Origin of the sequence: Serratia sp. (in: enterobacteria) (assembly GCF_046715635.1) — a bacterium.
Lineage (GTDB): Bacteria > Pseudomonadota > Gammaproteobacteria > Enterobacterales > Enterobacteriaceae > Chania.
This window is the reverse complement of sequence record NZ_JBKJYW010000007.1, coordinates 1-20,245: the sequence shown is the minus strand read 5'-3', so window position 1 is coordinate 20,245 and position 20,245 is coordinate 1. Positions and strand designations below refer to the sequence as shown.

Sequence of the window (20,245 nt, the reverse complement as noted above, 5' to 3'; positions counted from 1 at the left end):
CATCGCGACCCGGCGATGGTGGAATGGCTGGCCGGCCGTAAACTCGACGTTTAACGACATAAAATAGGAGGAACTCCCGAATGCAAACACGTTATCTCGGTAAGTCCGGGCTGGAAGTGTCAGCACTGGGTCTGGGCTGCATGGGGCTGAGCTTCGGCTACGGCCCGGCGACGGATACGCGTCAGGCCGTTGAACTGATCCGCGCTGCCGTTGAGCGTGGCGTGACCTTTTTCGATACCGCCGAAGTGTATGGCCCATATCTGAATGAAGAAGTGGTCGGCGAAGCCTTAAAACCGTTACGCGATCGGGTGGTTATCGCCACTAAATTTGGTTTTACCTTTGGCGATGACAACAAACAGCAGATATTAAACAGCCGCCCAGAGCATATCCGCCAAGCGGTGGAAGGCTCACTGCGCAGGCTAAAAACCGACGTTATCGATCTGCTGTATCAACACCGCGTCGATCCCGATGTGCCGATTGAAGACGTTGCGGGCACCGTGAAAGATCTGATTGCTGAAGGTAAGGTCAAACACTTCGGCCTATCAGAGGCTGGCGAGCAAACCATTCGACGTGCCCATGCGGTACAGCCGGTTACCGCCCTACAGAGCGAATACTCGATGTGGTGGCGTCAGCCTGAGCAGGAAATCCTGCCGGTGCTGGAAGAATTAGGTATTGGGTTCGTGCCATTCAGCCCATTAGGCAAAGGCTTTTTGACCGGAGCCATCAAGGCCGGAACGACCTTCGGTGAAGATGATTTCCGCAGCAAGGTGCCACGTTTTGCCACAGAGGCGTTGACAGCGAATGAGCAGTTGGTCAGCCTGCTGGCAATGCTTGCCGCAGAGAAAGGCGTGACGTCAGCGCAAATTGCTCTGGCCTGGCTGCTGGCCCAAAAACCGTGGATTGTGCCCATCCCGGGAACCACCAAACTGCATCGGCTGGAAGAGAATCTGGGGGCCGCCGAACTCATTCTTTCCCAGAATGATTTGCACAAGATTACTCAGGCGCTGGAGAAGGTGAAAATCGTTGGCGAACGTTATCCAGCCGCCTTACAGGCACGCGTGGGTCGTTAAGGTTTATTCTGGCTTGCGGTTCCCGCAAGCCATTCAATCACCCTAGCGCAACGCATCAATCAACAGAGCAAACGCGGGAGGATGCTGTTTTCTACTTGGGTAATAGAGGTAATAACCCGGGAAAGAGGGGCACCACTCTTGCAGCACCTGAATAAGTTCCCCGGATTTGACCAAGCCCTGGACCCTATCCTCTGGCACGCAGGCCAGGCCAAACCCTGACAGCACCGCGTCTATTCTTTCCGATAACAGATTCAGCGTCAGTTGACCCTCAACCCTGACGCGCAGCGGCTTACCTGCTTTCTCAAACTCCCAGTGATACAAACCGCCTGCGGTGGGCAACCGCATATTAATGCACTGATGATCCTGCAATTCATGTGGCGTCTGCGGAATACTGTTGGTGGCAAAATACGCTGGCGAACCCACCACCACCATGCGCATATCCGGGCCGATCTTGACGGCAATCATGTCTTTATCGACGCTTTCGCCAAGGCGCACTCCGGCATCGAAACGCCCATCCACAATATCAATAAACCCGTTATCTACCACCAGCTCAACGTTGATTTGCGGGTATTGCCGTAGAAACGGCTTTAACTTTGGCCATAGCAGGCTGCGCACCGCATGCTCGCCCGCCGAAATTCGAATATTACCGGAGGCGGAGCCGTTCAGTTGAACCAGGGCTTCCAACTCCTGTTCAAGGTCTGCAAGACGGGGTTCGAGACAGGCAATGATCCTCTCCCCTGCCTCCGTGGGGGCAACGCTGCGAGTCGTTCTGGTCAGCAAACGCAGGTTTAACCGTTCCTCCAGCGCCTTTATAGCGTGGCTGAGTGTGGACTGTGAAACACCCAGCTTACCCGCCGCTTTGGTAAAACTCCTCTCCCGCGCCACGACGAGAAAAACCTGTAGCTCGTTGAAGTTTTCTTTCAGCATGCGTACTTCCTTGGTTAACGTTGACCTTGCCAGTTCGGACAGAACTTATGAAACTGATTCATAGACACTACCATTTTAGCCCCGTTGCCGACAAAGGTTGCTGATAACACGCCAACAAAATCGTTCTCATGCCGTCAGATTTTTTGGATGGTGCTATATTTTATGAACTGACCCCATTTTTCCGAGAAGACATATGAAAAAACATCCTTTTAGCGTTGCCGTCGGTGTTTTATCTCCCCACATGTCATTTTCGGCCTGTACTGCCAAAGTCGATGAAAAATATCATTACTCTTAAATGATTACCCACTACGGTCAATGACAACCCACTAATTCACGCCTAACAGACGCGGTAGCGCAACCAACAATGCGCTTACCTCTTCCGTCGGGTTTGTTTGCTTAGCCGAGGCCACCATGTTTCTTAATTACTTTGCGTTAGGCGTACTCATTGTTGTCTTCCTGGTCATTTTTTACGGGATCATTATTCTGCATGACATTCCTTATCTGATCGCAAAATCACGCAATCACCCGCATGCAGACGCGATCCATGTTGCGGGTTGGGTCAGTTTGTTTACTCTGCATGTGATATGGCCTTTTTTATGGATATGGGCCACCTTGTATCGGCCAGAACGCGGTTGGGGCATGCAAGCCCAGCAAGATTCATTTGCCCGCTTAGAGCAAAGAATAACCGAGCTGGAACAAAGCATCGGCGAAACCAAAACACCTTCTGCGGAGTAACTCCATGGACTTGCTCATTATTCTTACCTATGTCGCGTTGGCCTACGGCATATTCAAAATATTTAAAATCCCGGTAAACAAATGGACGGTCCCTACCGCGGCATTGGGTGGCGTTGTTTTAGTGGGCGCCCTGATTTTATTAATGAACTATAACCACCCCTATACCTTTCAGGCGCAAAAGGCCGTAGTTTCGATTCCCATCACGCCGCAGGTGACTGGCATTGTCAGCGAGGTCACGGATAAGCAGAATACCTTTATAAAAAAAGGTGAGGTACTTTTTAAAATAGAGCCTACCCGATATCAGGCACGTGTCGATAGGTTACAGGCCGATTTAATGACGGCAATCCATAGCATCCAGGTGCTCCAGGGGCAATTAGATGAAGCCATCGCCCATACCTCGGGGATCATTGCCGAACGCGATCGTTTATACAAAGACTACCAGCGCTATCTTAGAGGGAGCAGGGCCAAGGTAAATCCGTTCTCCGAAAGTGATATTGATAACGCCAGGCAAAATTTTCTGGCACAGGATGCGCTGGTGAAAAGTTCAGTGGCTGAACAGGCACAGATAAAAAGCCAGCTCAACAGCGTCGTCAACGGAGAACAGTCACAGATAGTCAGCCTCCGGGCCCAGTTAACGGAAGCCAAATACAATCTCGAACAGACCGTGGTCCGCGCCCCCAGTAATGGCTATGTGACTCAGGTGCTTATCCGCCCAGGAACTTACGCGGCGGCGCTGCCACTGCGCCCGGTAATGGTGTTTATTCCGCAACAAAAACGGCAAATCGTCGCGCAATTCAGACAAAATTCGCTGTTACGCCTGAAATCGGGCGATCAAGCCGAAATCGTCTTCAATGCGCTACCTGGTCAGGTATTTCAGGGGAGACTGACCAGCATACTTCCCGTCGTTCCCAGCGGGGCGTACCAGGCGCAGGGAACCTTGCAATCATTGAGCATGATACCGGGTTCCGATGGCGTGCTGGCGGTAATTGAGTTAGAGCCGAATGCGGATGTTGATGCCTTGCCAGATGGGATATTTGCCCAGGTGGCGGTCTATTCCGACCATTTTACCCATGTTTCCGTGATGCGTAAGGTGCTGCTGCGCATGACAAGCTGGATGCACTATCTCTATCTTGATCATTGATCGTAACAACGCGGCCGGATGAATGGGCAGCAAGAGCGGACCTTGTTGCAGCACTGGTTTCAACATTGGCAAACCACGCCCTGAGAACAGGGCGATGGGGCTTGGCTTCACTAGTCGTTATTGCGGAACCCGGCAACATAGTCGATAAAGAAACGCATATTTTCTGCGTTGTGATTTTCAAGATCATACAGATTTAACATCAGCTGCATTTCATAATCGGGTGATTGATTGATGGTTTTCACTTTTCGATCATTGATAAAGAAATCAATCTGGTTTTCCGTCCATGCAATGGCGTAAGTGTTGAATTGAGTGACATCAATCTCAACAGGCTCCTCATAGAACTCTTCTCTAATGCGGGAATCACCAAAGGGATGAACCCCATAACCAATCAGAGAGTAGCCGTTACGGATATTCTTACCCTTAAGCTCGAAGAGGCAAATCTCCGCAGACCGCTCGGGGAGATCTTCGTAACCGATCATCCAGAGTGCAGCGACATTGTTTGCTGCAATAGGGCATTTGGCTCGCAGTTCGAAATAGCCATATTTTGGCAGATATTTTCTCTCGGCCACCTGTGCTTGACGCACCCGGCAGTCTGGCGAAAAGCGATGCTGACCAAGTAGTGACCCCACCGGGCCAGAGTAAACACCGGTCTGCAAAGAAGACACTCTGACTTCCCCATTAAACTCCGGGCACCAGGGTTGTTGATCTTGCTCGATATTAAGTGAAAAGCCGTTTTCAGAAAACTCGAATCTCGGTGTGGATAACTCCCGACTACTCCACTGCGGCAGATAATAGGGAAGCCAATGCGACTCGAGATAACCGCGATCAAATCCATCAAAAAATTCCAGCTGGTATCTTTTCCCGTCAATGATTTTTTGGTTTGCAACTTTCATTACTATCCACCTGAAATATAACAACATTGCTTCAGAGTTTATCTGTTGGTTAAAAATGCCGGTTCGGTTAACCAATGGCCGATAATCATACCGACAGTCCAATTTATGATGCTGATCTGGCGCATCATCTCGTAGAAAGACGATGGGCTTTGGGGGGAAGTCATTGTATCAACAAAGGCGTAAACTGATTTCCGGTAGACAAACGTGTATTTTTTGCCCCTGGGAGGCTTGATGCTTGATTCCTTTTACTGGATTAATGAACCTGAACAATGGCAGTGCGATCACGGTAAGTTAAGCGTTGTCACAAATGACAAAACCGACTTCTGGCAAAAAACCTGGTACGGGTTTGAGCGTTTTTCAGGGCACATCTTCGCCACCGACGTCAGTGAAGACTTCACTTTTCAGGTAAAGGTCTGCGCTGACTTCACCACGCTGTATGACCAGGCCGGGATCATGTTCATGACCGATGACCAGCACTGGCTTAAAGCCGGTATTGAGTTTAACGACGGCGCACCCGCAATAGGCAGCGTGCTGACGCTGGAGAACTCAGACTGGGCAACCGGCACCTTTGCGGGTGATCCACGTGAGTTCTGGCTTCGCTTGACCCGCAAAGGCAACAGCCTGCGATTACAGTACTCAACCGAGGGTCATCACTGGCCGCTGCTACGCTTATGTTATTTTCCGCAAGGCGCAGCGAAAATCGGTGTGATGTGCTGTACGCCTGAACGTCGCGGGTTATCAGTGGACTTCCTGAATATCACGCTGACTCCGCCGGTGGATAAAGCGTTGCATGACCTGAGTTAATCGTTCGAGTCTGTGCTATTCAGTATGCTGGATCGCCTTGGCTGCCCGCCCGACAACATTAACGCTGATGTATCAAGGATCACACTTTTAAGTGCCAGCTTATTCCCATACAAACAATGTGTGTTACTATTCCCGCCGTAAAACCCTTTCAACTCATACCGAGGCTTTGATGCTGGAGAATGTAATCATCCGATAGTCAGCTTCCCGACCTTTTCAGGCCGGACTGATTATCAATGCGCCGAAATCGAATGCGGACACCGCTGGGTGTTTGCACGTTTTGCACATGATGATTAACAGGTTTTTCAGCATGAATTTATCCCGTCAGGAACAACGTACCTTACACGTTCTCGCCAAAGGTGGACGTATTGCGCACGTCCGCGATACATCAGGCCGCGTCACCTCCGTTGAATGCTACAGCCGCGAAGGGCTGCTGCTCAGCGACTGCACGCTCGCCGTATTCAAAAAACTCAAAACCAAAAAGCTGATCAAGTCCGTCAATGGACAACCGTACCGCATCAATACCAGCGGGCTGAACAACGTTCGCGCCCAGTTGGACAACCGCTAAGGAGAGTGTGATGGATATCAACACGATTATTACTGGCGCCTACCCCATAAAACTGTCGCCAGATGAAAGCAAAATACCCTGGGACGATCCGGCGTTTAGCCAGCGCATGTTGGAGAACCACTTGTCGCAGGAGCACGACTGGGCCAGCCGGAAGCTACCGATCATTGAACGGCAGGTGGCATGGATCACCAGCCTGCTCCCAGCAGGCGCACGCATTCTCGATCTCGGCTGTGGCCCCGGCTTTTACACCCACATGCTTGCAGAGCAGGGCTTTCGCTGTACCGGCGTGGATTTCTCTCCGGCATCTATCGCCTATGCCCGTCAGCAGGCACAGGCGGAGGGATTGAACATTGAATACCTCCAACAGGATGTACGGGTGTACGCCCCGGAGGATCCGTTCGATTTCATCATGATGACCTTTGGTGAGCTGAATGTCTTCAGCACGGTGGACACCCGCACCTTGCTTAGCCATTGCGCACAGTGGTTAGTTCCAGGAGGCAAGCTGCTGGCAGAAGTACATACCTTTGATGAAGTAAAGCGTCAGGGCATGGCTGCACCGAGCTGGCAACGCTGCCCGCAGGGGCTGTTTCTCGCCAGACCTCACTTGCTGTTGACGGAACACGCCTGGGATGAAACAGCGCAGACCAGCTCAACGTTGTTCTGGGCCATCGAAGAGAATGGTGACGCCACGCGTTTTGGGAACCAAATGACGGCCTGGCACGATGAGGAATATCTCCGCCTTATCAGCGATTGCGGTTTCACCGTGCTCCCCGGCCCGGATAGTACAGCATGGCCAGTCAGCGAAACGTTCGAAGGAAAGCTGATTGCCCTGCTGGCAGAAAAAGCAATGACAACAACCTCTGACACTACACAAATCAATGAAAGGAATTCTGCATTGGATATCCCACGTATTTTCACCATCAGCGAAAGTGCCCACCGTATCCATAACCCGTTCACAGCCGATAAGTACGCGACTCTCGGCGCAGTGTTACGTATGGAACCAGGCACGCGAGTCCTCGACCTTGGCAGCGGCTCGGATGAAATGCTCTGCACCTGGGCACGCGACTACGACATCACCGGTACCGGCATCGACATGAGCCCGTTATTCAGTGCACAAGCAAGGCTGCGCGCAGAGGAGCTCGGTGTCACCGATCGCGTCGATTTTATCCATAACGACGCTGCCGGTTACGTAGCCGATGAAAAATGTGACGTGGCAGCCTGCGTCGGTGCCACCTGGATTGCTGGAGGCGTCGCCGGGACTATCGAGCTGCTGGCTAAAAGCCTCAAGCCTGGCGGGATTATCCTTATCGGTGAACCTTACTGGCGTCTGTTACCGCCGACGGAAGAGATCGCCAAAGAGTGTGGTGCCACTGCCCTCTCCGACTTTCTCCCCCTTGCAGATCTTGTCACCTCTTTCGACGCGCTTGGTTACGACGTCGTGGAAATGGTGCTGGCAGACCAGGAGGGTTGGGACAGGTACGTCGCGGCAATGTGGCTGACGATGCGCCGTTGGTTAGAAGCAAACCCCGATGACGACATGGCGGAGGAAGTCCGGACACAGTTGACGACAGCGCCTAAACGCCATGTGGCGTATACGCGTGAATACCTTGGCTGGGGGGTGTTTGCGTTGATGGCGCGGTGAGGTTACATCAAAAATAAAACAACGCCCCCATCGTAAGATGGGGGAACAAGACGTGTTAATAAACATCAACGAAACTCAGGTACTTTCCGCTGTAAAAACAAGGTCTTTAGGTCAAACTACCAGTGCCCCCCCCGATCGTCGCAATTTTTTGTGAACTTATTCATGTCAATAGCTGAAAATTAAAACACCAGAGAAATCAACTTAATTAACAAATACAAATAGACTTTATGCAGCATTCACTCCTGAAATGACCCCACCTATATACAGATAAATAAACGCCATAAAAAACACAAATAAACCCGCGATCCAAAAATAGACTATATGTATATTTTTGCACATAAAACAAGTTGAGATAATATGCGCCCCTCTGGATAATACGTCCAGCAGATAAGAAATAGCTTAAGCATTAAGAGCCCCGTTTAAAATGTTTTGATAACAGCCCCCAGCGAGCCTGATATTTAAAGCATCATACAGCAGGACTAAATACATTGTTTATAGCTTTCTTACTGGAAGATGTTTCAACCAACTAAAATATGGAAAAGCCATGTGAACAACCACCAGTTTTAATATTGGTGTGGGCAACGTTGTCCTGCTCACTGGCGACCAGTTAATTACTTAAGGAATTTACTATGAAAAAGAATTTTATTGCTGCTGCTATCGCTACTGCGTCAATCCTGTCTGCTGCTTCTGCTTTTGCTGCTGATGGCCAGGTTAACTTCAACGGCGAAATCATTGATGCAGCCTGTACCGTAGTAAACAGCGTTTCTAACCCACTGGACGTGACTTTGGGCAAAGTTGCTAAAACTGCTTTCACTGGTGCGGGCTCTACTGCTGCTGCAACTAAATTCACCCTGCAGTTAAAAGATTGCCCGGAAACTGTGACCAGCGCGACCGTCAAGTTCGACGGTACTTCAGTCACTGGCGACAACAGCGTTCTGGCGCTGACCACTGAAACTGGCGTAGCGACTGGCGTGGGCATTCAGCTGTCTGATGCGTCTAACGCGGTTCTGCCACTGTACACCGCTTCAACTGCTTACCCACTGGTTTCTACCGGTGTTAACAACCTGGACTTCGTTGCTCGTTACATTGCGACCTCTGCAACCGTAACTGCTGGCCCGGCAAACTCTGTAGCTAGCTTCACCGTTAACTACAACTAAGATTTTGCCCCGGCTTAATCCAGGGCGTTGAAAATCCGGGGCGGCGGCATTGGCCTCCGCCCCGTTCTTCTTAATCTTCAATGTGGATACATAACATGAAACTTTTACCCAAAACACTGATAGCGACGTTGTTATTGAGCGCTACTGCAGCCCAGGCTGGCGTCGTTATCGGCGGCACACGGCTGATTTACGACGGAGCGAAAAAGGAGTCTTCACTGAGCGTCAATAACCCAGATAGCACACCCTATTTGATCCAATCCTGGGTAGAAACCACCGGTGGTGGCGCTGAGAAAGCCCCCTTCATGATTACCCCGCCACTATTCCGTCTTGACGGTAGCCAACAGAACGTACTGCGGGTAGTGCGCGCCGGTGGCAATTTGCCAGGTGATAAAGAGTCGCTCTACTGGATGAATATCAAGTCCATCCCGTCATCAGAGAAAAAAGAGGGGCAAAACACCCTACAGGTCGCGGTGAAAACCCGCATCAAGCTGATTTTCCGCCCGGAAGGTATTAAAGGCGTGCCGGAAGAGGTAGCCCAAAATCTGAAATGGCAGCGCAACGGCAGCCAGCTGCAAGTGACGAATCCAACGCCGTTCTACATGAACTTCCAGTCCGTCACCCTTGGCGGCAAAGAAATCAAGGACGTGACCTACGTGCCACCCATGAGCAGCGCCAGTTTTGCACTGCCAGCCGGTGTAGCTGGCGGCAGCCTGAACTGGAAAATCATCAGTGACTACGGCGGCGTAGGTGCGGTTCATACCACCACCTTGTAATCAGCTGCAATAACACGCTCTCACAGGGCGGTGAGAACACAGGTTCCAGGCCCCTCTGGCCCTGAACAGACTGGAGCAGTACAGGATGAATAGCATTCAGAATAATAAAAATAAGCGCACATGCCCGCGCATTAGCCAACTGGCATGTTTGGTCGCCGCCGTGTTTGGTAGTTTCACTTTCAGCGTTCATGCCCGTGACTACTTTAACCCTGAACTGCTGCAGGTCGATAACCCACAGCAGGGTAAAACCGACCTGTCCGTTTTTGAAACGAACGGCAGCCAGGCACCCGGTGTCTACCGTGTCGATGTTTATCTGAATAATGAAAAAGTTGATACCCGCAACGTGACCTTCAAGCTTTTCCAGGGCAAAGATGGCAAAGCCAGTTTGCAACCCTGCCTGAGTGCCAAAGCGCTGGCGGATATGGGCGTAAAAACTCAGCAGTTCCCTGCGCTGGGGGATAGCGACTGTGTTGATCTCAGCGTGATCCCGCTGGCCAGCGCGGACTTCCGCTTTAGCGCCCAGCAACTGTTGCTCAGTATGCCGCAAGCCGCTGTTTCACAGTCGGCACGTGGTTATGTTCCCCCGGAACAGTGGGACAACGGCATTACCGCCTTCCTGCTGAACTACAGCATGACGGGTGCCAGTAATTATGCCCGCAACAGCTCTACGCAGGATAGCGACAGTCAATACGTCAACCTGCGGCCAGGCGTCAACATCGGCCCGTGGCGTTTACGTAACTATTCGACCTACAGCCGCAGCAGCACCGGCGATGACCAGTGGGATACGGTCTACACCTATGCCCAACGCAACATTGTCTCGCTGAAAAGCCAGTTGACACTGGGTGACAGCAGTTCGCCCTCAGACGTATTTGACAGCGTACCGTTTCGCGGCGCACAGGTCGCCTCCGACGATGACATGATGCCGGACAGCCTCAAAGGCTATGCCCCAGTCGTGCGCGGCATTGCCCGCAGCAATGCGCAGGTGATCATCAGGCAGAACGGCTATGTGATTTATCAGAGCTACGTGGCTCCGGGTGCGTTTGAAATTACCGACATGTACCCGACCGGCGGCAGCGGCGATCTGTACGTCACGATTAAAGAAGCCGATGGCAGCGAGCAGCAATTGGTCATACCTTTCGCTTCTCTGCCGGTTTTACAACGTGAAGGACGCCTGAAGTTTTCCATGACCAGCGGCCAATACCGTTCATACGATGGCAGCGTAGACAAAACTACCTTCAGTCAGGGGACAGCAATTTACGGTCTGCCCTATGGGTTTACCGCTTACGGTGGTGGCCAGTTTGCCAGCAAGTATCAGTCGCTGGCCATCGGTGCAGGTAAGAACCTTGGTGACTTTGGTGCTCTGTCGGTGGATGTGACCCAATCCTGGTCCACCATGCAGGATCTGCCAAAAGAGAGCGGGCAGTCATGGCGTGCCCGTTACAGCAAAGATATTTTGCAGACCGGAACCAACTTCTCGATTGCCGGTTACCGCTACTCAACCGCCGGTTACTACAGCCTGCAGGAAGTGCTGGATACCTATCGCAGCGACCAGAATACCTCACAGAATGAGCGTCGTCGTAACCGTGCCGAGCTGACCATGAGCCAGAATTTGTGGGACAACGCCGGTTCGCTATCCATCAGCCTGGTCAGCGAGGATTACTGGAACAGCGACCGCAGTATGAAGTCGTTTGGCGTGGGTTATAACAACTCATGGAACGGTATCAGCTACGGTCTGAATTACAGCTATAACGAAAACTCGACGGCCAGCAGCAGCTATAGCGACATCAACGGTAATAGCCAAAGTACCGGTGGCCGAGTTTATGACCGCGATCAGATGTTCGCTTTTAATATCAGCGTGCCGCTCAGCCGCTGGCTGAACAATGCCTACGCGACGCACAACCTGAGCACCAGTAAAAACGGTAAAACCACCAACACGGTCGGTATCAACGGTACGGCTTTGGCGGATAACAATCTGAGCTGGAGCGTACAAGAAGGTTACGGCAGCCAGGGAGTGGGTAACAGCGGCAACCTGAATGCGGATTATCGTGGCACCTACGGCGAAGTGAACGGCGGCTATGCGTACGATAAAAATACTCAACGGGTGAACTATGGCCTGCAAGGCGGAATAGTGGCGCATGCCAATGGCGTCACCTTGGGGCAGTCATTGGGTGAAACCATCGCGTTGGTTCAGGCACCGGGCGCGTCCGGCGTGGGCGTGAGTAACCAGACCGGGGTGAAAACCGACTGGCGTGGCTATGCCGTCGTGCCTTACGCCTCCCCCTATCGTAAAAACCAGGTACAGCTGAATACAGAAACCCTGCCGGATGACGTTGATTTGACCCTGACCACGCAGAACGTAGTACCCACCCGTGGCGCAGTAGTGCGGGCCAGCTTTAATGCCAACGTCGGTCAACGCGTACTGATGACCTTATTACGCCAGGGCGGCGCACCAATTCCATTTGGCGCCACGGTGACGGATGCCTCGCAGAAGAATGCCCAGGCGTTTATCGTCGGTGATTCCGGTCAGGTTTATTTAACCGGTCTGGCTGACAGCGGGACTTTGACCGTCAAATGGGGAAATGAGGCAAATCAGCAATGTCAGGTGAAGTTTTCACTGGCGAAACAGACAACCCAGACTGGCGTTCAGACCATGAACGGGCAGTGCAATTAGCAGGTAGTTAACATGCGTATATTGAATAGATTAAAAAACACGTCAAGCCTTATTTTACTCATGATGTTGTTATCAATGAGCACGGGAACCCATGCCGCGTGCAAAACCAACGTCGCTGGCGCAGGAGCAAACTCTCAGATCGTCACTGTTTATCAACAGCCTATCGTTGTGCAAAGGGATTTACCTGTAGGTTCAGTAATAGGTACTGTAGATATCCCCCAAAGCCGGCCTTTTGAACTTTGTAACGGTTTGATTAATGGCAACTACGGTTCAGTAACATACGAACTCCTATTATTAACCAAAACGGGCGTCAACTCTTCCTATAAAACTAATGTCCCAGGTGTTGGTATGGTTGTGCCCGGTTTTAGCAGTTACCCCAATACCATACTAACTTATTACAATAACAATACCTTGGTAGACATATCTGCCCGAAAAATTAGCCTGATAAAAACTGGACCTATAGCATCTGGTGAAATCACATATCAGATTATTGGCAAGGCATACGGTGATGAATCAGTCCTTGGGTACACCCTATATTATAAAGGTGCAAGCATCACCCAAGTTGGCTGTTCGATTACAACGCAGAACATTCGAATTCCCTTAGAAGATGTGATGGTAACAAGTTTAACAACGGTTGGGCAAACCGCCAATGCAAAAACGTTTGATGTAGGGCTGAATTGTGATGCAGCAGCAAGAGTTAATATGAAACTCATCGGAACTAAAAATACCGACACCAGTACCGCTGGCGTATTGCAATTAAGCAATGCGGGTGGTGCCAATGTGGCGACCGGCGTAGGCATTCAAATTCTTTATAATGGCAACCCTATGGTGCTAAATACCAATATGGTTATGAAAACGTCAGCCGGTGGGCAAGAAACCTTCCCATTTACTGCGCAGTATTACCAGACCAAGGCAACGCCTACCACAGGTTCTGCCAATGCGACAGCAACGCTTGAATTAACTTATCAATAAAATCAACCAGATATAACCTCAGTAAATTAACCCTCTCGCTTTTTAAATGGCGAGGTAACAACCCTGAATGGAGAGAACAAAGATGGAAAATATGTATAAAAAATCAGCAATGGCATTACTGGTTATGGCGATGGGTTATGGCAGCGCGCAGGCAGACCCGGTCAATATTAATATTACCGGTAACGTGGTGTCGTCTCCTTGTACTGTAAATAATAACAATAGCAATCTTAACGTTGATTTAGGCCAGAATATTCAGGCCGGCGATTTGGCAACGCCGGGCGCAGGCTCAACTTTGGTTCCCTTTAACCTGGTATTAAGTGCCTGCCCAACGGGCACCTCTAATGTCAAAGTCACCTTTACCGGCACGGCGGATACAACGTCAACCACCATGTATAAGAATACCGGCTCGGCGACTAACCTGGCGGTGGAACTTTCCCAGCAATCCACTGGCACCATTCTGGGTAACAACAGCTTCCTCTACCAACCCGTGCTGGCAGATAAAACTGTCACTTACGCACTGAATGCCCGCGCCGTCTCGGCAACGGGTGACGTAATGCCGGGCAATATCAGCTCTGTCGTGCAAGCAAACTTTACCTATAACTAAGATTTAGCGGGATACAAGGAACAGCCTGAATGAGCAAAATTTTCACACGAACCCTATTGATGGTTGTCGCAGGGATGATGAGCGTTACCGTTCAGGCTGCTGACCTCAATCTCACCGGTACTGTGGTTGCCAGCCCTTGCAGGGTAGACAGTGGCTCAGTCAGTAAAGATATCGACTTTGGCCAACTGCAAAGTACTGATTTAAAAGAGGCGGGTACAGCCAGCGACTGGATGCCGTTTCAGATAAAACTGACCGGCTGCCCGCAGGCCACCAGTAAGGCGACGGTAACCTTCAGCGGTACGCCGGCTACGGAAGATGCCACCTTATATGCCAATAGCGGTACAGCCGAAAATGTCGCCGTGCAGATGGCACTGGAGGCGGATAAAGCCACGGTGCTGGGTAACGCGAGCAGTATGACGGTTGATATAGATGCTCAGCATAATGCGGTCTATGAACTTGCTGGCCGTCTGCTTACCGTTAACGGCAATACCGGGCCAGGTACTTTCAGCAGCATTGTGCAGATGAACTTTACCTATCAATAAATTGCTCTAATTTGAGGGGGACTTACCAAGTGCTGATTGATTATTAATAAAGGTTTACTCCCGTTGCCTGTGTCATTAATAAGATAAGTCAGTATATTTACAGTCCCTGTTAGTGTAGCTATCTACACAACCGGCATATCCTGTGTATGCCGGGTTTATTTAGCGCCAGGGTTATTAAACATAATACCCAGACAATTTTAACACTAGAGATTATATTATGAAAACTCAAGCGGCAAAGCTGCACAACAACACTGAAGGGCTACCCCATCACATAAAATTACCACAGGCTCTACTCATGGACTCCTGCCAAATGAGCCTCCATGGTCTTCGCTATCTCCTAGAGCTTAATCTATTTAAAATCGGGGAAATTATTTCACTCAATAAAGCCTCCCTGATCCCCAACTTCCTGCGCTCAAACTCACCAGATATCATCATCATGGAACTGTGCGGCGAGGGAGAGTCGGTGCTTGAGGGGTTGCAGATCCTGGCTTTTTGTAAGAGCAACTGGCCTCTGGTGCCGTTGATGGTATGTACCCGCCTGATTGATGCGCACTTTATACAACAAATCAAGTCACTGTGCGTCGACAGTATTTGTTATAAGTACGAATCTTTACCGGCTATTGAGCACTGTATGCAGCTTACACTCAATGGTTTCCAGGAGAACAGCCCGGCTATCAACAATGTTTTGAAAAAGCATAGCAATCCACTCCATTCTCTCACCGTCAAAGAGATAGAGGTGCTGTCTTATCTGTTTGATGGTTGCTCAGTGACCACCACGGCCTCTTTAATGTTTCGTGACATCCGCACCGTCAGTACCCACAAGCGAAATGCCATGGCCAAGATGGGTTATAGAAACGATAACGAGCTGTTTTCACGCGGAAAATGGATGTCTCGCAATGGCCTGTTCGCATAAATCGCCGCAAAGAAATAAGACATTACTATGAAACCAATGATCAATCTGGCCATTTTGGAAGAGAGCCCATTAATCCGGCTAGGGCTTGAAAACCTGATTGTTTCGCTCAATCCAGACATTCAGAACATTATACAGGTAGCTTCCGTTCCCCAATTATTGCAAGAGACTCAGGGAAAACAGCTCGATTTGTTGATCGCTGATCTGGTGTGTACGCAAGAAACCCCGCAACAAAGAGCAGAGCAGCTAATGGAAATCTGCCACTCTAACCCTCTGACACAGCTGGTTATCTACAGTTACAATTATGGTTATTGCGAAGAAACGCTGTCTAAGTTGTATCAACATCCTCTAGTAAGCCTCATTTCCCGCCTGGAGGATCAGCAGCAGACCAGTGAACTTTTTACCAAGGTAATCGCCGGATTTAAAATATGTAGCCCGACGATTACACGGGACATTAAAAAGCAGCGCCATGAATCCTATATTATTCAGAAACATTTAACGCCCAGTGAACGCGAGGTTCTGGTTTATCTGTTTCGCGGACTCAGCTTGCAAGATATGGCGATTTATATGAATCGCAGTATTAAAACCCTCAGCGCTCATAAACAGAATGCCAAACAAAAGCTGGGGGTGAAAAACGATGCACAATTATTCTCATTAAAGGAGCATTTTATTCGTCTTAACAGACAATGCAGAGGATGGAGTTTTTTGAGTGCGCGCGATAAAAGAGTGGGAACATCCATGTAGTTACGGCCTCCTGCCTGAAAGGAACCAAGGCCTTAATAACTAGCTGGTAAATTATTAATTTTAATTAACAACCCTCTCTTAATGACAATGTAACCACCTTTATCCAGGTTAGAGAGCATTTTCATCACACCGCTGCGAGACAGGGATGTTCTTTCCAATATATATTTTACGGCAGGAACCGTTGCACGGGTTTCGAAATCTTCCTCACTCAATGATCTTAAAAGATTACAGATCAATTCATAGGTAGAGATACCGGTGGTCGAATTGACATACTTATGAAATCGGGAACTCACATACATCAGCCAATACGACGTTTGTTTCCATAAATTGTGCTCGTCGATATGCGTCAGCAATTGATCCAGCGGCAGGTAAAAATATTCAATATCTCCACTCGCCTGCACAAAAGTGCGGGTAGGATCGGCGATCAGCTCGCTGATGCCGATGATACTGGGAGCATCCAGCGTAACCAGTATCATAGAATCGCCGCTGCGCTTAACCTCACAACTCCCTTTAAGCAGCAGGAAGCACATTTTTTTATCATGGAGTATCAGTTGAAAACGCTGCCCGGAATGTGATTTTGAGACAGTATGAGTTTCGAGCAGTGAGTCCATTATGGCCTGAAGATGGATTACCGGTTTCAAGGTAGATAAAGCTAAACTATTTTCCATAAATACCATTTAATAAGATTTTATTGTTGCAAGTATAGCATACGTCAAGAACTACGCGTGTGGATGTATAAAACAAAGAAAGTCGTAAAATGCACCCCTCTATCTCCGCTCAAAACGCAGCAACAGGCCATTTTTAATGTCTATGCTGCCCTGCTTCTTTAAGCCATCTATTCCACGGATGACAGTACTATGCGATAACCCGGTAATAGCTCCAACATAGTCATTAACCGTATGAGCCAACCTGACCTCTTCACTTTCGTTTTGTAACATTTCCAGCGTTTGTAATATGAGCGTAGCCGTGTGAGATTTCCGCTCTTTATCATTTCTATTACTGATGACATGCACAAAATCCGACAGACAGGATGCCAAACTCTGCCACTGATTATTTTCTTCAATAATGGTTAAGAGCTCCCCAGCAGGTATGGCGTAGACATCAGATGCATGGATTATTTTAATGCTATACCCTCCTTTAGGGCATAGAATCTTGCTCAAGCCAAATAAATGTGATCCCTTTATCATACACAAAGGCTTGGGGTTAGTATCGCTATAAACTACAGCCAAACCAGAATCGATAAAATAGCACTGGTACTCATTACCCACTTTTCCCAGGAGTAGCTTTCCAGGCGGAACTCGCACAGGTTTGACCTGCATTTTTATGCATTCAATCATCGCTTGCATTGATAAATACGCCCTTATTAATCAGAGTGAAATTTGGGGTCTGCTTTACCCATAGTAATAATACCACCCAGTCATCCGGTTCTTTTAAGGAATTTATAAAAATGAGATGGAAAACCCAAAACCAACACGCCCTCATCAAAGATGATGGAAACAAACCTCAATTTAAATCACTACGGTCATTTATACACTATGGATCCAACATTGGATTTACAGTGCACAAATGACACATAAAGCCTTTGATAGTTTAAAGTTACCATAAGATAATACTGACTAAATAGCATGTCAGAGAAATTAAAAAAGAGTATTACAGAATCAAAACGGAAATATACAATTAACCAGAATGGTTTATGTTAAACATAAATAAAAACGGTTAATAATCATATCTTCGTGAAACTATATTGCGTCAGAAAGCCCTATAAATAGTTAATAAAAGATATTTATGACTCTACTCTGATAAAGTCATAATTTTATCACTTCGTTTCATCTATCAATAGAAACATCATTAAGTTACGTGGATGTGAAATATATGTACGATTTTAGCAAAGTCATCGAAAAGCATGTCCCTCAGGCCGAGATCGATGAGATGTTTACTTCTATCGAATCATTCAGCCCTGCCCGAAAAGGCAAGCCAGGCCAACGCTTTTATCTAGACCAAAGCGATAAAAGAATGTGTTTTCTGTTATACAGCGGAACGTGCACTATAAAAAGAAACAGTGATTCCCTCATATTATCAACCCTTCGTGCACACAGTATTGTGGGATTGCAGGACATTTTTCATGATAAATCTGACGTGCAAATTATCGCAAACAGTGAAATTGAATACAGATTATTAAGTGTTGATGAGCTATTTCTCCATGTAGAAGACAAACATCTATGGAAAAATATTTGCTATATGTTAATGCTTTCAGCCACACGCTTCAGTGAATATCAAAAAGAAACGGTAGGTGTCAGCAATTACGAGTTAATTTGTAATTTATTAACCTCTCTTAGCATGGAAAGTTTTGAAATAAGAGCTACTACCACGGCATTAGAATATGTACAAGAACGCAGTTTGCTCTCGCGTAGTGGGATAATGAAAACGCTGTCATCGCTGAAGGCAGGGGGCTACGTCATCATAAAAAAAGGGTTACTTATCCGGATAAATTCTTTGCCAAAGAAATTTTAGGTCACGAACCGGTAGCACTTTGGTAAGTTCAGGGGCCAAATGCACCGCCTCGCCGATAAAACCTGTGAAAAGTCATCACATTGACCGCTAAAGCAACAAATAACATATTGCCCCCATCTGTGGATGGGGACTTCACACTAATGGCAAGGTATTGGCGCAGTATCTACACACTGCGCCCAAAACATCGTTCAAATCTGGCTAGCGGAAAACCTAGCTGCGCACCAAATCGTCGCCGTAGCCAATCCACTTATAGGTGGTCAGCGCATCCAGTCCCATCGGGCCGCGGGCGTGCAGTTTCTGAGTGCTGACCGCAACTTCTGCGCCCAAACCAAACTGGCCGCCATCGGTAAAGCGGGTGCTGGCGTTGACATATACCGCAGAGGAATCCACCGCACGGACGAAATACTCGGCGTTGCTCAGCGAGCGCGTCAGAATGGCATCGGAATGGCTGGTGCCGTGGGTGCGAATATGATCGATGGCCTGATCGATATCGTCCACCAGCGTCACGTTCAAATCCAACGATAGCCATTCGTCATCATAATCTTCTGCAGCCACCGCAACCACCTGCGCTGGCCCTTCCTGCAATAACGGCATGGCGTTATCGCTGGCGTGCAACGTTACCCCAACGGCGGCCATACGCGCGCTCAGCGCAGGCAGGAAGCTGTTAGCGATAGTGCGGTTAACCAGCAGGGTTTCGACCGAGTTACAGGCGCTGGGCCGTTGTATCTTGGCGTTTTCGATGACCGTCAGTGCCTTGTCGTAGTCTACGCTGTCGTCTACATAGATATGGCACACGCCGATACCACCGGTGATCACCGGAATGGTCGATTGCTCGCGGCACAGCTTATGCAGCCCGGCACCGCCCCGTGGGATCAGCATGTCGACATAACGATCCATACGCAGCAGTTCATTCACCAACTCACGATCCGGGCTTTCGATCGCCTGCACCGCCGCCGCTGGCAGCCCGCACTGTTCCAGCGCCTGCTGGATCACTTTCACCGTCGCCTGATTGGTGTGGTGAGTCTCTTTACCGCCGCGCAAGATCACCGCATTACCGGTTTTCAAACACAGGCTGGCGACGTCGATGGTGACGTTGGGGCGGGCTTCATAGATCACGCCAATCACCCCGAGCGGCACACGGCGGCGCTCAAGCTTCAGGCCGCTGTCCAGCAGATTGCCGTCCAGCACGTGGCCAACCGGATCGCTCAGGCGGCAGACCTGGCGCACATCGTTGGCGATCGCCGCCAGACGCGCTGGAGTCAACAACAGGCGATCCAACAGGGCTTCACTCATCCCGGTGGCACGCGCCTGCGCCATATCCTGCTCATTCGCCTGTAGAATTTCTTCACTGCGGGCTTCCAGCATATCGGCCATCACCGCCAACACCTGGTTCTTTTTCGCCGTGCTCAGTACCGCCAACTGCCAGGAAGCCTGTTTGGCGGCCTTCCCCATCTGCTCGAGCATGTTCACTCCTTAACTTACGATCATATCGTCGCGATGCACGGCCACCGGGCCATATTCATAGCCCAGGATCTCGCTGATTTGCTGCGAGTGGTGCCCGGCGATCATGCGCATGGCATCGCT

20 protein-coding genes are annotated in these 20,245 nt (G+C 49.5%); 15 read left to right on the top strand and 5 right to left on the bottom strand.

The window, feature by feature from the left end:
* The first annotated feature begins 80 nt into the window (after positions 1–80).
* Positions 81–1,070: an aldo/keto reductase gene (locus ACLQ7H_RS00355; protein WP_411750957.1), complete on the top strand. Its 990-nt coding sequence runs from the start codon at positions 81–83 to the stop codon at positions 1,068–1,070.
* Between the two features lie 42 nt (positions 1,071–1,112).
* On the opposite strand, the gene ACLQ7H_RS00350 is transcribed toward ACLQ7H_RS00355, so the two are convergent.
* Positions 1,113–1,997: a LysR family transcriptional regulator gene (locus ACLQ7H_RS00350; protein WP_411750956.1), complete on the bottom strand. Its 885-nt coding sequence runs from the start codon at positions 1,995–1,997 to the stop codon at positions 1,113–1,115.
* A gap of 411 nt (positions 1,998–2,408) precedes the next feature.
* Here ACLQ7H_RS00350 and ACLQ7H_RS00345 point away from each other — a divergent pair, with 411 nt between their 5' ends.
* Together ACLQ7H_RS00345 and ACLQ7H_RS00340 are read left to right on the top strand one after the other, a co-directional pair.
* Complete coding sequence (locus ACLQ7H_RS00345) at positions 2,409–2,732, top strand: DUF3302 domain-containing protein (protein WP_411750955.1); 324 nt, start codon at positions 2,409–2,411, stop codon at positions 2,730–2,732.
* A gap of 4 nt (positions 2,733–2,736) precedes the next feature.
* Positions 2,737–3,873: an HlyD family secretion protein gene (locus tag ACLQ7H_RS00340; protein ID WP_411750954.1), complete on the top strand. Its 1,137-nt coding sequence runs from the start codon at positions 2,737–2,739 to the stop codon at positions 3,871–3,873.
* A 110-nt stretch (positions 3,874–3,983) separates the two neighbouring features.
* On the opposite strand, the gene ACLQ7H_RS00335 is transcribed toward ACLQ7H_RS00340, so the two are convergent.
* Positions 3,984–4,766: a glycoside hydrolase family 16 protein gene (locus ACLQ7H_RS00335; RefSeq protein WP_411750953.1), complete on the bottom strand. Its 783-nt coding sequence runs from the start codon at positions 4,764–4,766 to the stop codon at positions 3,984–3,986.
* A 231-nt stretch (positions 4,767–4,997) separates the two neighbouring features.
* Here ACLQ7H_RS00335 and ACLQ7H_RS00330 point away from each other — a divergent pair, with 231 nt between their 5' ends.
* From ACLQ7H_RS00330 to ACLQ7H_RS00280, 11 genes are all read left to right on the top strand, one after another.
* The gene (locus ACLQ7H_RS00330; RefSeq protein WP_059199939.1) at positions 4,998–5,570 is read left to right on the top strand and encodes a DUF1349 domain-containing protein; all 573 of its coding nucleotides are present in this window, start codon (positions 4,998–5,000) and stop codon (positions 5,568–5,570) included.
* Positions 5,571–5,877: 307 nt separating this feature from the next.
* Positions 5,878–6,135 carry a YjhX family toxin gene (locus ACLQ7H_RS00325; RefSeq protein WP_024483657.1) on the top strand — a complete coding sequence of 86 codons (258 nt, stop codon included), beginning with the start codon at positions 5,878–5,880 and terminating at the stop codon, positions 6,133–6,135.
* Between the two features lie 10 nt (positions 6,136–6,145).
* Positions 6,146–7,777 (top strand): methyltransferase domain-containing protein, encoded by a 1,632-nt coding sequence (locus ACLQ7H_RS00320; RefSeq protein ID WP_411750952.1) that lies wholly within the window; start codon positions 6,146–6,148, stop codon positions 7,775–7,777.
* Positions 7,778–8,406: 629 nt separating this feature from the next.
* Positions 8,407–8,934, top strand: coding sequence for a fimbrial protein (locus tag ACLQ7H_RS00315; RefSeq protein WP_411750951.1), 528 nt, complete (start codon positions 8,407–8,409; stop codon positions 8,932–8,934).
* Between the two features lie 95 nt (positions 8,935–9,029).
* Complete coding sequence (locus ACLQ7H_RS00310) at positions 9,030–9,707, top strand: molecular chaperone (protein ID WP_411750950.1); 678 nt, start codon at positions 9,030–9,032, stop codon at positions 9,705–9,707.
* 85 nt (positions 9,708–9,792) lie between these two features.
* Positions 9,793–12,378, top strand: a complete 2,586-nt coding sequence (locus ACLQ7H_RS00305) for a fimbria/pilus outer membrane usher protein (protein WP_411750949.1) — start codon at positions 9,793–9,795, stop codon at positions 12,376–12,378.
* Positions 12,379–12,390: 12 nt separating this feature from the next.
* On the top strand, positions 12,391–13,350 hold the full coding sequence (locus ACLQ7H_RS00300; protein ID WP_411750948.1) for a fimbrial protein: 960 nt from the start codon (positions 12,391–12,393) through the stop codon (positions 13,348–13,350).
* An 82-nt stretch (positions 13,351–13,432) separates the two neighbouring features.
* Positions 13,433–13,954, top strand: a complete 522-nt coding sequence (locus tag ACLQ7H_RS00295) for a fimbrial protein (protein WP_411750947.1) — start codon at positions 13,433–13,435, stop codon at positions 13,952–13,954.
* Between the two features lie 29 nt (positions 13,955–13,983).
* On the top strand, positions 13,984–14,496 hold the full coding sequence (locus ACLQ7H_RS00290; RefSeq protein WP_411750946.1) for a fimbrial protein: 513 nt from the start codon (positions 13,984–13,986) through the stop codon (positions 14,494–14,496).
* Between the two features lie 217 nt (positions 14,497–14,713).
* Positions 14,714–15,409 (top strand): LuxR C-terminal-related transcriptional regulator, encoded by a 696-nt coding sequence (locus ACLQ7H_RS00285; RefSeq protein ID WP_411750945.1) that lies wholly within the window; start codon positions 14,714–14,716, stop codon positions 15,407–15,409.
* Positions 15,410–15,436: 27 nt separating this feature from the next.
* Complete coding sequence (locus ACLQ7H_RS00280; protein WP_411750944.1) at positions 15,437–16,150, top strand: helix-turn-helix transcriptional regulator; 714 nt, start codon at positions 15,437–15,439, stop codon at positions 16,148–16,150.
* Positions 16,151–16,182: 32 nt separating this feature from the next.
* Here ACLQ7H_RS00280 and ACLQ7H_RS00275 read toward each other — a convergent pair whose 3' ends face one another.
* On the bottom strand, positions 16,183–16,818 hold the full coding sequence (locus ACLQ7H_RS00275) for a helix-turn-helix domain-containing protein (RefSeq protein ID WP_411750943.1): 636 nt from the start codon (positions 16,816–16,818) through the stop codon (positions 16,183–16,185).
* A 99-nt stretch (positions 16,819–16,917) separates the two neighbouring features.
* Positions 16,918–17,496, bottom strand: coding sequence for a helix-turn-helix domain-containing protein (locus ACLQ7H_RS00270; RefSeq protein ID WP_411750942.1), 579 nt, complete (start codon positions 17,494–17,496; stop codon positions 16,918–16,920).
* A gap of 526 nt (positions 17,497–18,022) precedes the next feature.
* Here ACLQ7H_RS00270 and ACLQ7H_RS00265 point away from each other — a divergent pair.
* On the top strand, positions 18,023–18,661 hold the full coding sequence (locus ACLQ7H_RS00265) for a helix-turn-helix domain-containing protein (RefSeq protein ID WP_411750941.1): 639 nt from the start codon (positions 18,023–18,025) through the stop codon (positions 18,659–18,661).
* A gap of 210 nt (positions 18,662–18,871) precedes the next feature.
* On the opposite strand, the gene proA is transcribed toward ACLQ7H_RS00265, so the two are convergent.
* A complete protein-coding gene (gene proA / locus ACLQ7H_RS00260) occupies positions 18,872–20,125 on the bottom strand; it encodes a glutamate-5-semialdehyde dehydrogenase (RefSeq protein WP_166734237.1) in 1,254 nt (417 codons plus the stop codon).
* Positions 20,126–20,245 lie beyond the last annotated feature (120 nt).

What these genes read in the sequence shown, in the direction of transcription:
- ACLQ7H_RS00355 (WP_411750957.1), top strand. Translation starts at nt 81, where the DNA reads ATGCAAACACGTTATCTCGGTAAGTCCGGGCTGGAAGTGTCAGCACTG.
- ACLQ7H_RS00350 (WP_411750956.1), bottom strand. Translation starts at nt 1,997, where the DNA reads ATGCTGAAAGAAAACTTCAACGAGCTACAGGTTTTTCTCGTCGTGGCG.
- ACLQ7H_RS00345 (WP_411750955.1), top strand. Translation starts at nt 2,409, where the DNA reads ATGTTTCTTAATTACTTTGCGTTAGGCGTACTCATTGTTGTCTTCCTG.
- ACLQ7H_RS00340 (WP_411750954.1), top strand. Translation starts at nt 2,737, where the DNA reads ATGGACTTGCTCATTATTCTTACCTATGTCGCGTTGGCCTACGGCATA.
- ACLQ7H_RS00335 (WP_411750953.1), bottom strand. Translation starts at nt 4,766, where the DNA reads ATGAAAGTTGCAAACCAAAAAATCATTGACGGGAAAAGATACCAGCTG.
- ACLQ7H_RS00330 (WP_059199939.1), top strand. Translation starts at nt 4,998, where the DNA reads ATGCTTGATTCCTTTTACTGGATTAATGAACCTGAACAATGGCAGTGC.
- ACLQ7H_RS00325 (WP_024483657.1), top strand. Translation starts at nt 5,878, where the DNA reads ATGAATTTATCCCGTCAGGAACAACGTACCTTACACGTTCTCGCCAAA.
- ACLQ7H_RS00320 (WP_411750952.1), top strand. Translation starts at nt 6,146, where the DNA reads ATGGATATCAACACGATTATTACTGGCGCCTACCCCATAAAACTGTCG.
- ACLQ7H_RS00315 (WP_411750951.1), top strand. Translation starts at nt 8,407, where the DNA reads ATGAAAAAGAATTTTATTGCTGCTGCTATCGCTACTGCGTCAATCCTG.
- ACLQ7H_RS00310 (WP_411750950.1), top strand. Translation starts at nt 9,030, where the DNA reads ATGAAACTTTTACCCAAAACACTGATAGCGACGTTGTTATTGAGCGCT.
- ACLQ7H_RS00305 (WP_411750949.1), top strand. Translation starts at nt 9,793, where the DNA reads ATGAATAGCATTCAGAATAATAAAAATAAGCGCACATGCCCGCGCATT.
- ACLQ7H_RS00300 (WP_411750948.1), top strand. Translation starts at nt 12,391, where the DNA reads ATGCGTATATTGAATAGATTAAAAAACACGTCAAGCCTTATTTTACTC.
- ACLQ7H_RS00295 (WP_411750947.1), top strand. Translation starts at nt 13,433, where the DNA reads ATGGAAAATATGTATAAAAAATCAGCAATGGCATTACTGGTTATGGCG.
- ACLQ7H_RS00290 (WP_411750946.1), top strand. Translation starts at nt 13,984, where the DNA reads ATGAGCAAAATTTTCACACGAACCCTATTGATGGTTGTCGCAGGGATG.
- ACLQ7H_RS00285 (WP_411750945.1), top strand. Translation starts at nt 14,714, where the DNA reads ATGAAAACTCAAGCGGCAAAGCTGCACAACAACACTGAAGGGCTACCC.
- ACLQ7H_RS00280 (WP_411750944.1), top strand. Translation starts at nt 15,437, where the DNA reads ATGAAACCAATGATCAATCTGGCCATTTTGGAAGAGAGCCCATTAATC.
- ACLQ7H_RS00275 (WP_411750943.1), bottom strand. Translation starts at nt 16,818, where the DNA reads ATGGAAAATAGTTTAGCTTTATCTACCTTGAAACCGGTAATCCATCTT.
- ACLQ7H_RS00270 (WP_411750942.1), bottom strand. Translation starts at nt 17,496, where the DNA reads ATGCAAGCGATGATTGAATGCATAAAAATGCAGGTCAAACCTGTGCGA.
- ACLQ7H_RS00265 (WP_411750941.1), top strand. Translation starts at nt 18,023, where the DNA reads ATGTACGATTTTAGCAAAGTCATCGAAAAGCATGTCCCTCAGGCCGAG.
- proA (WP_166734237.1), bottom strand. Translation starts at nt 20,125, where the DNA reads ATGCTCGAGCAGATGGGGAAGGCCGCCAAACAGGCTTCCTGGCAGTTG.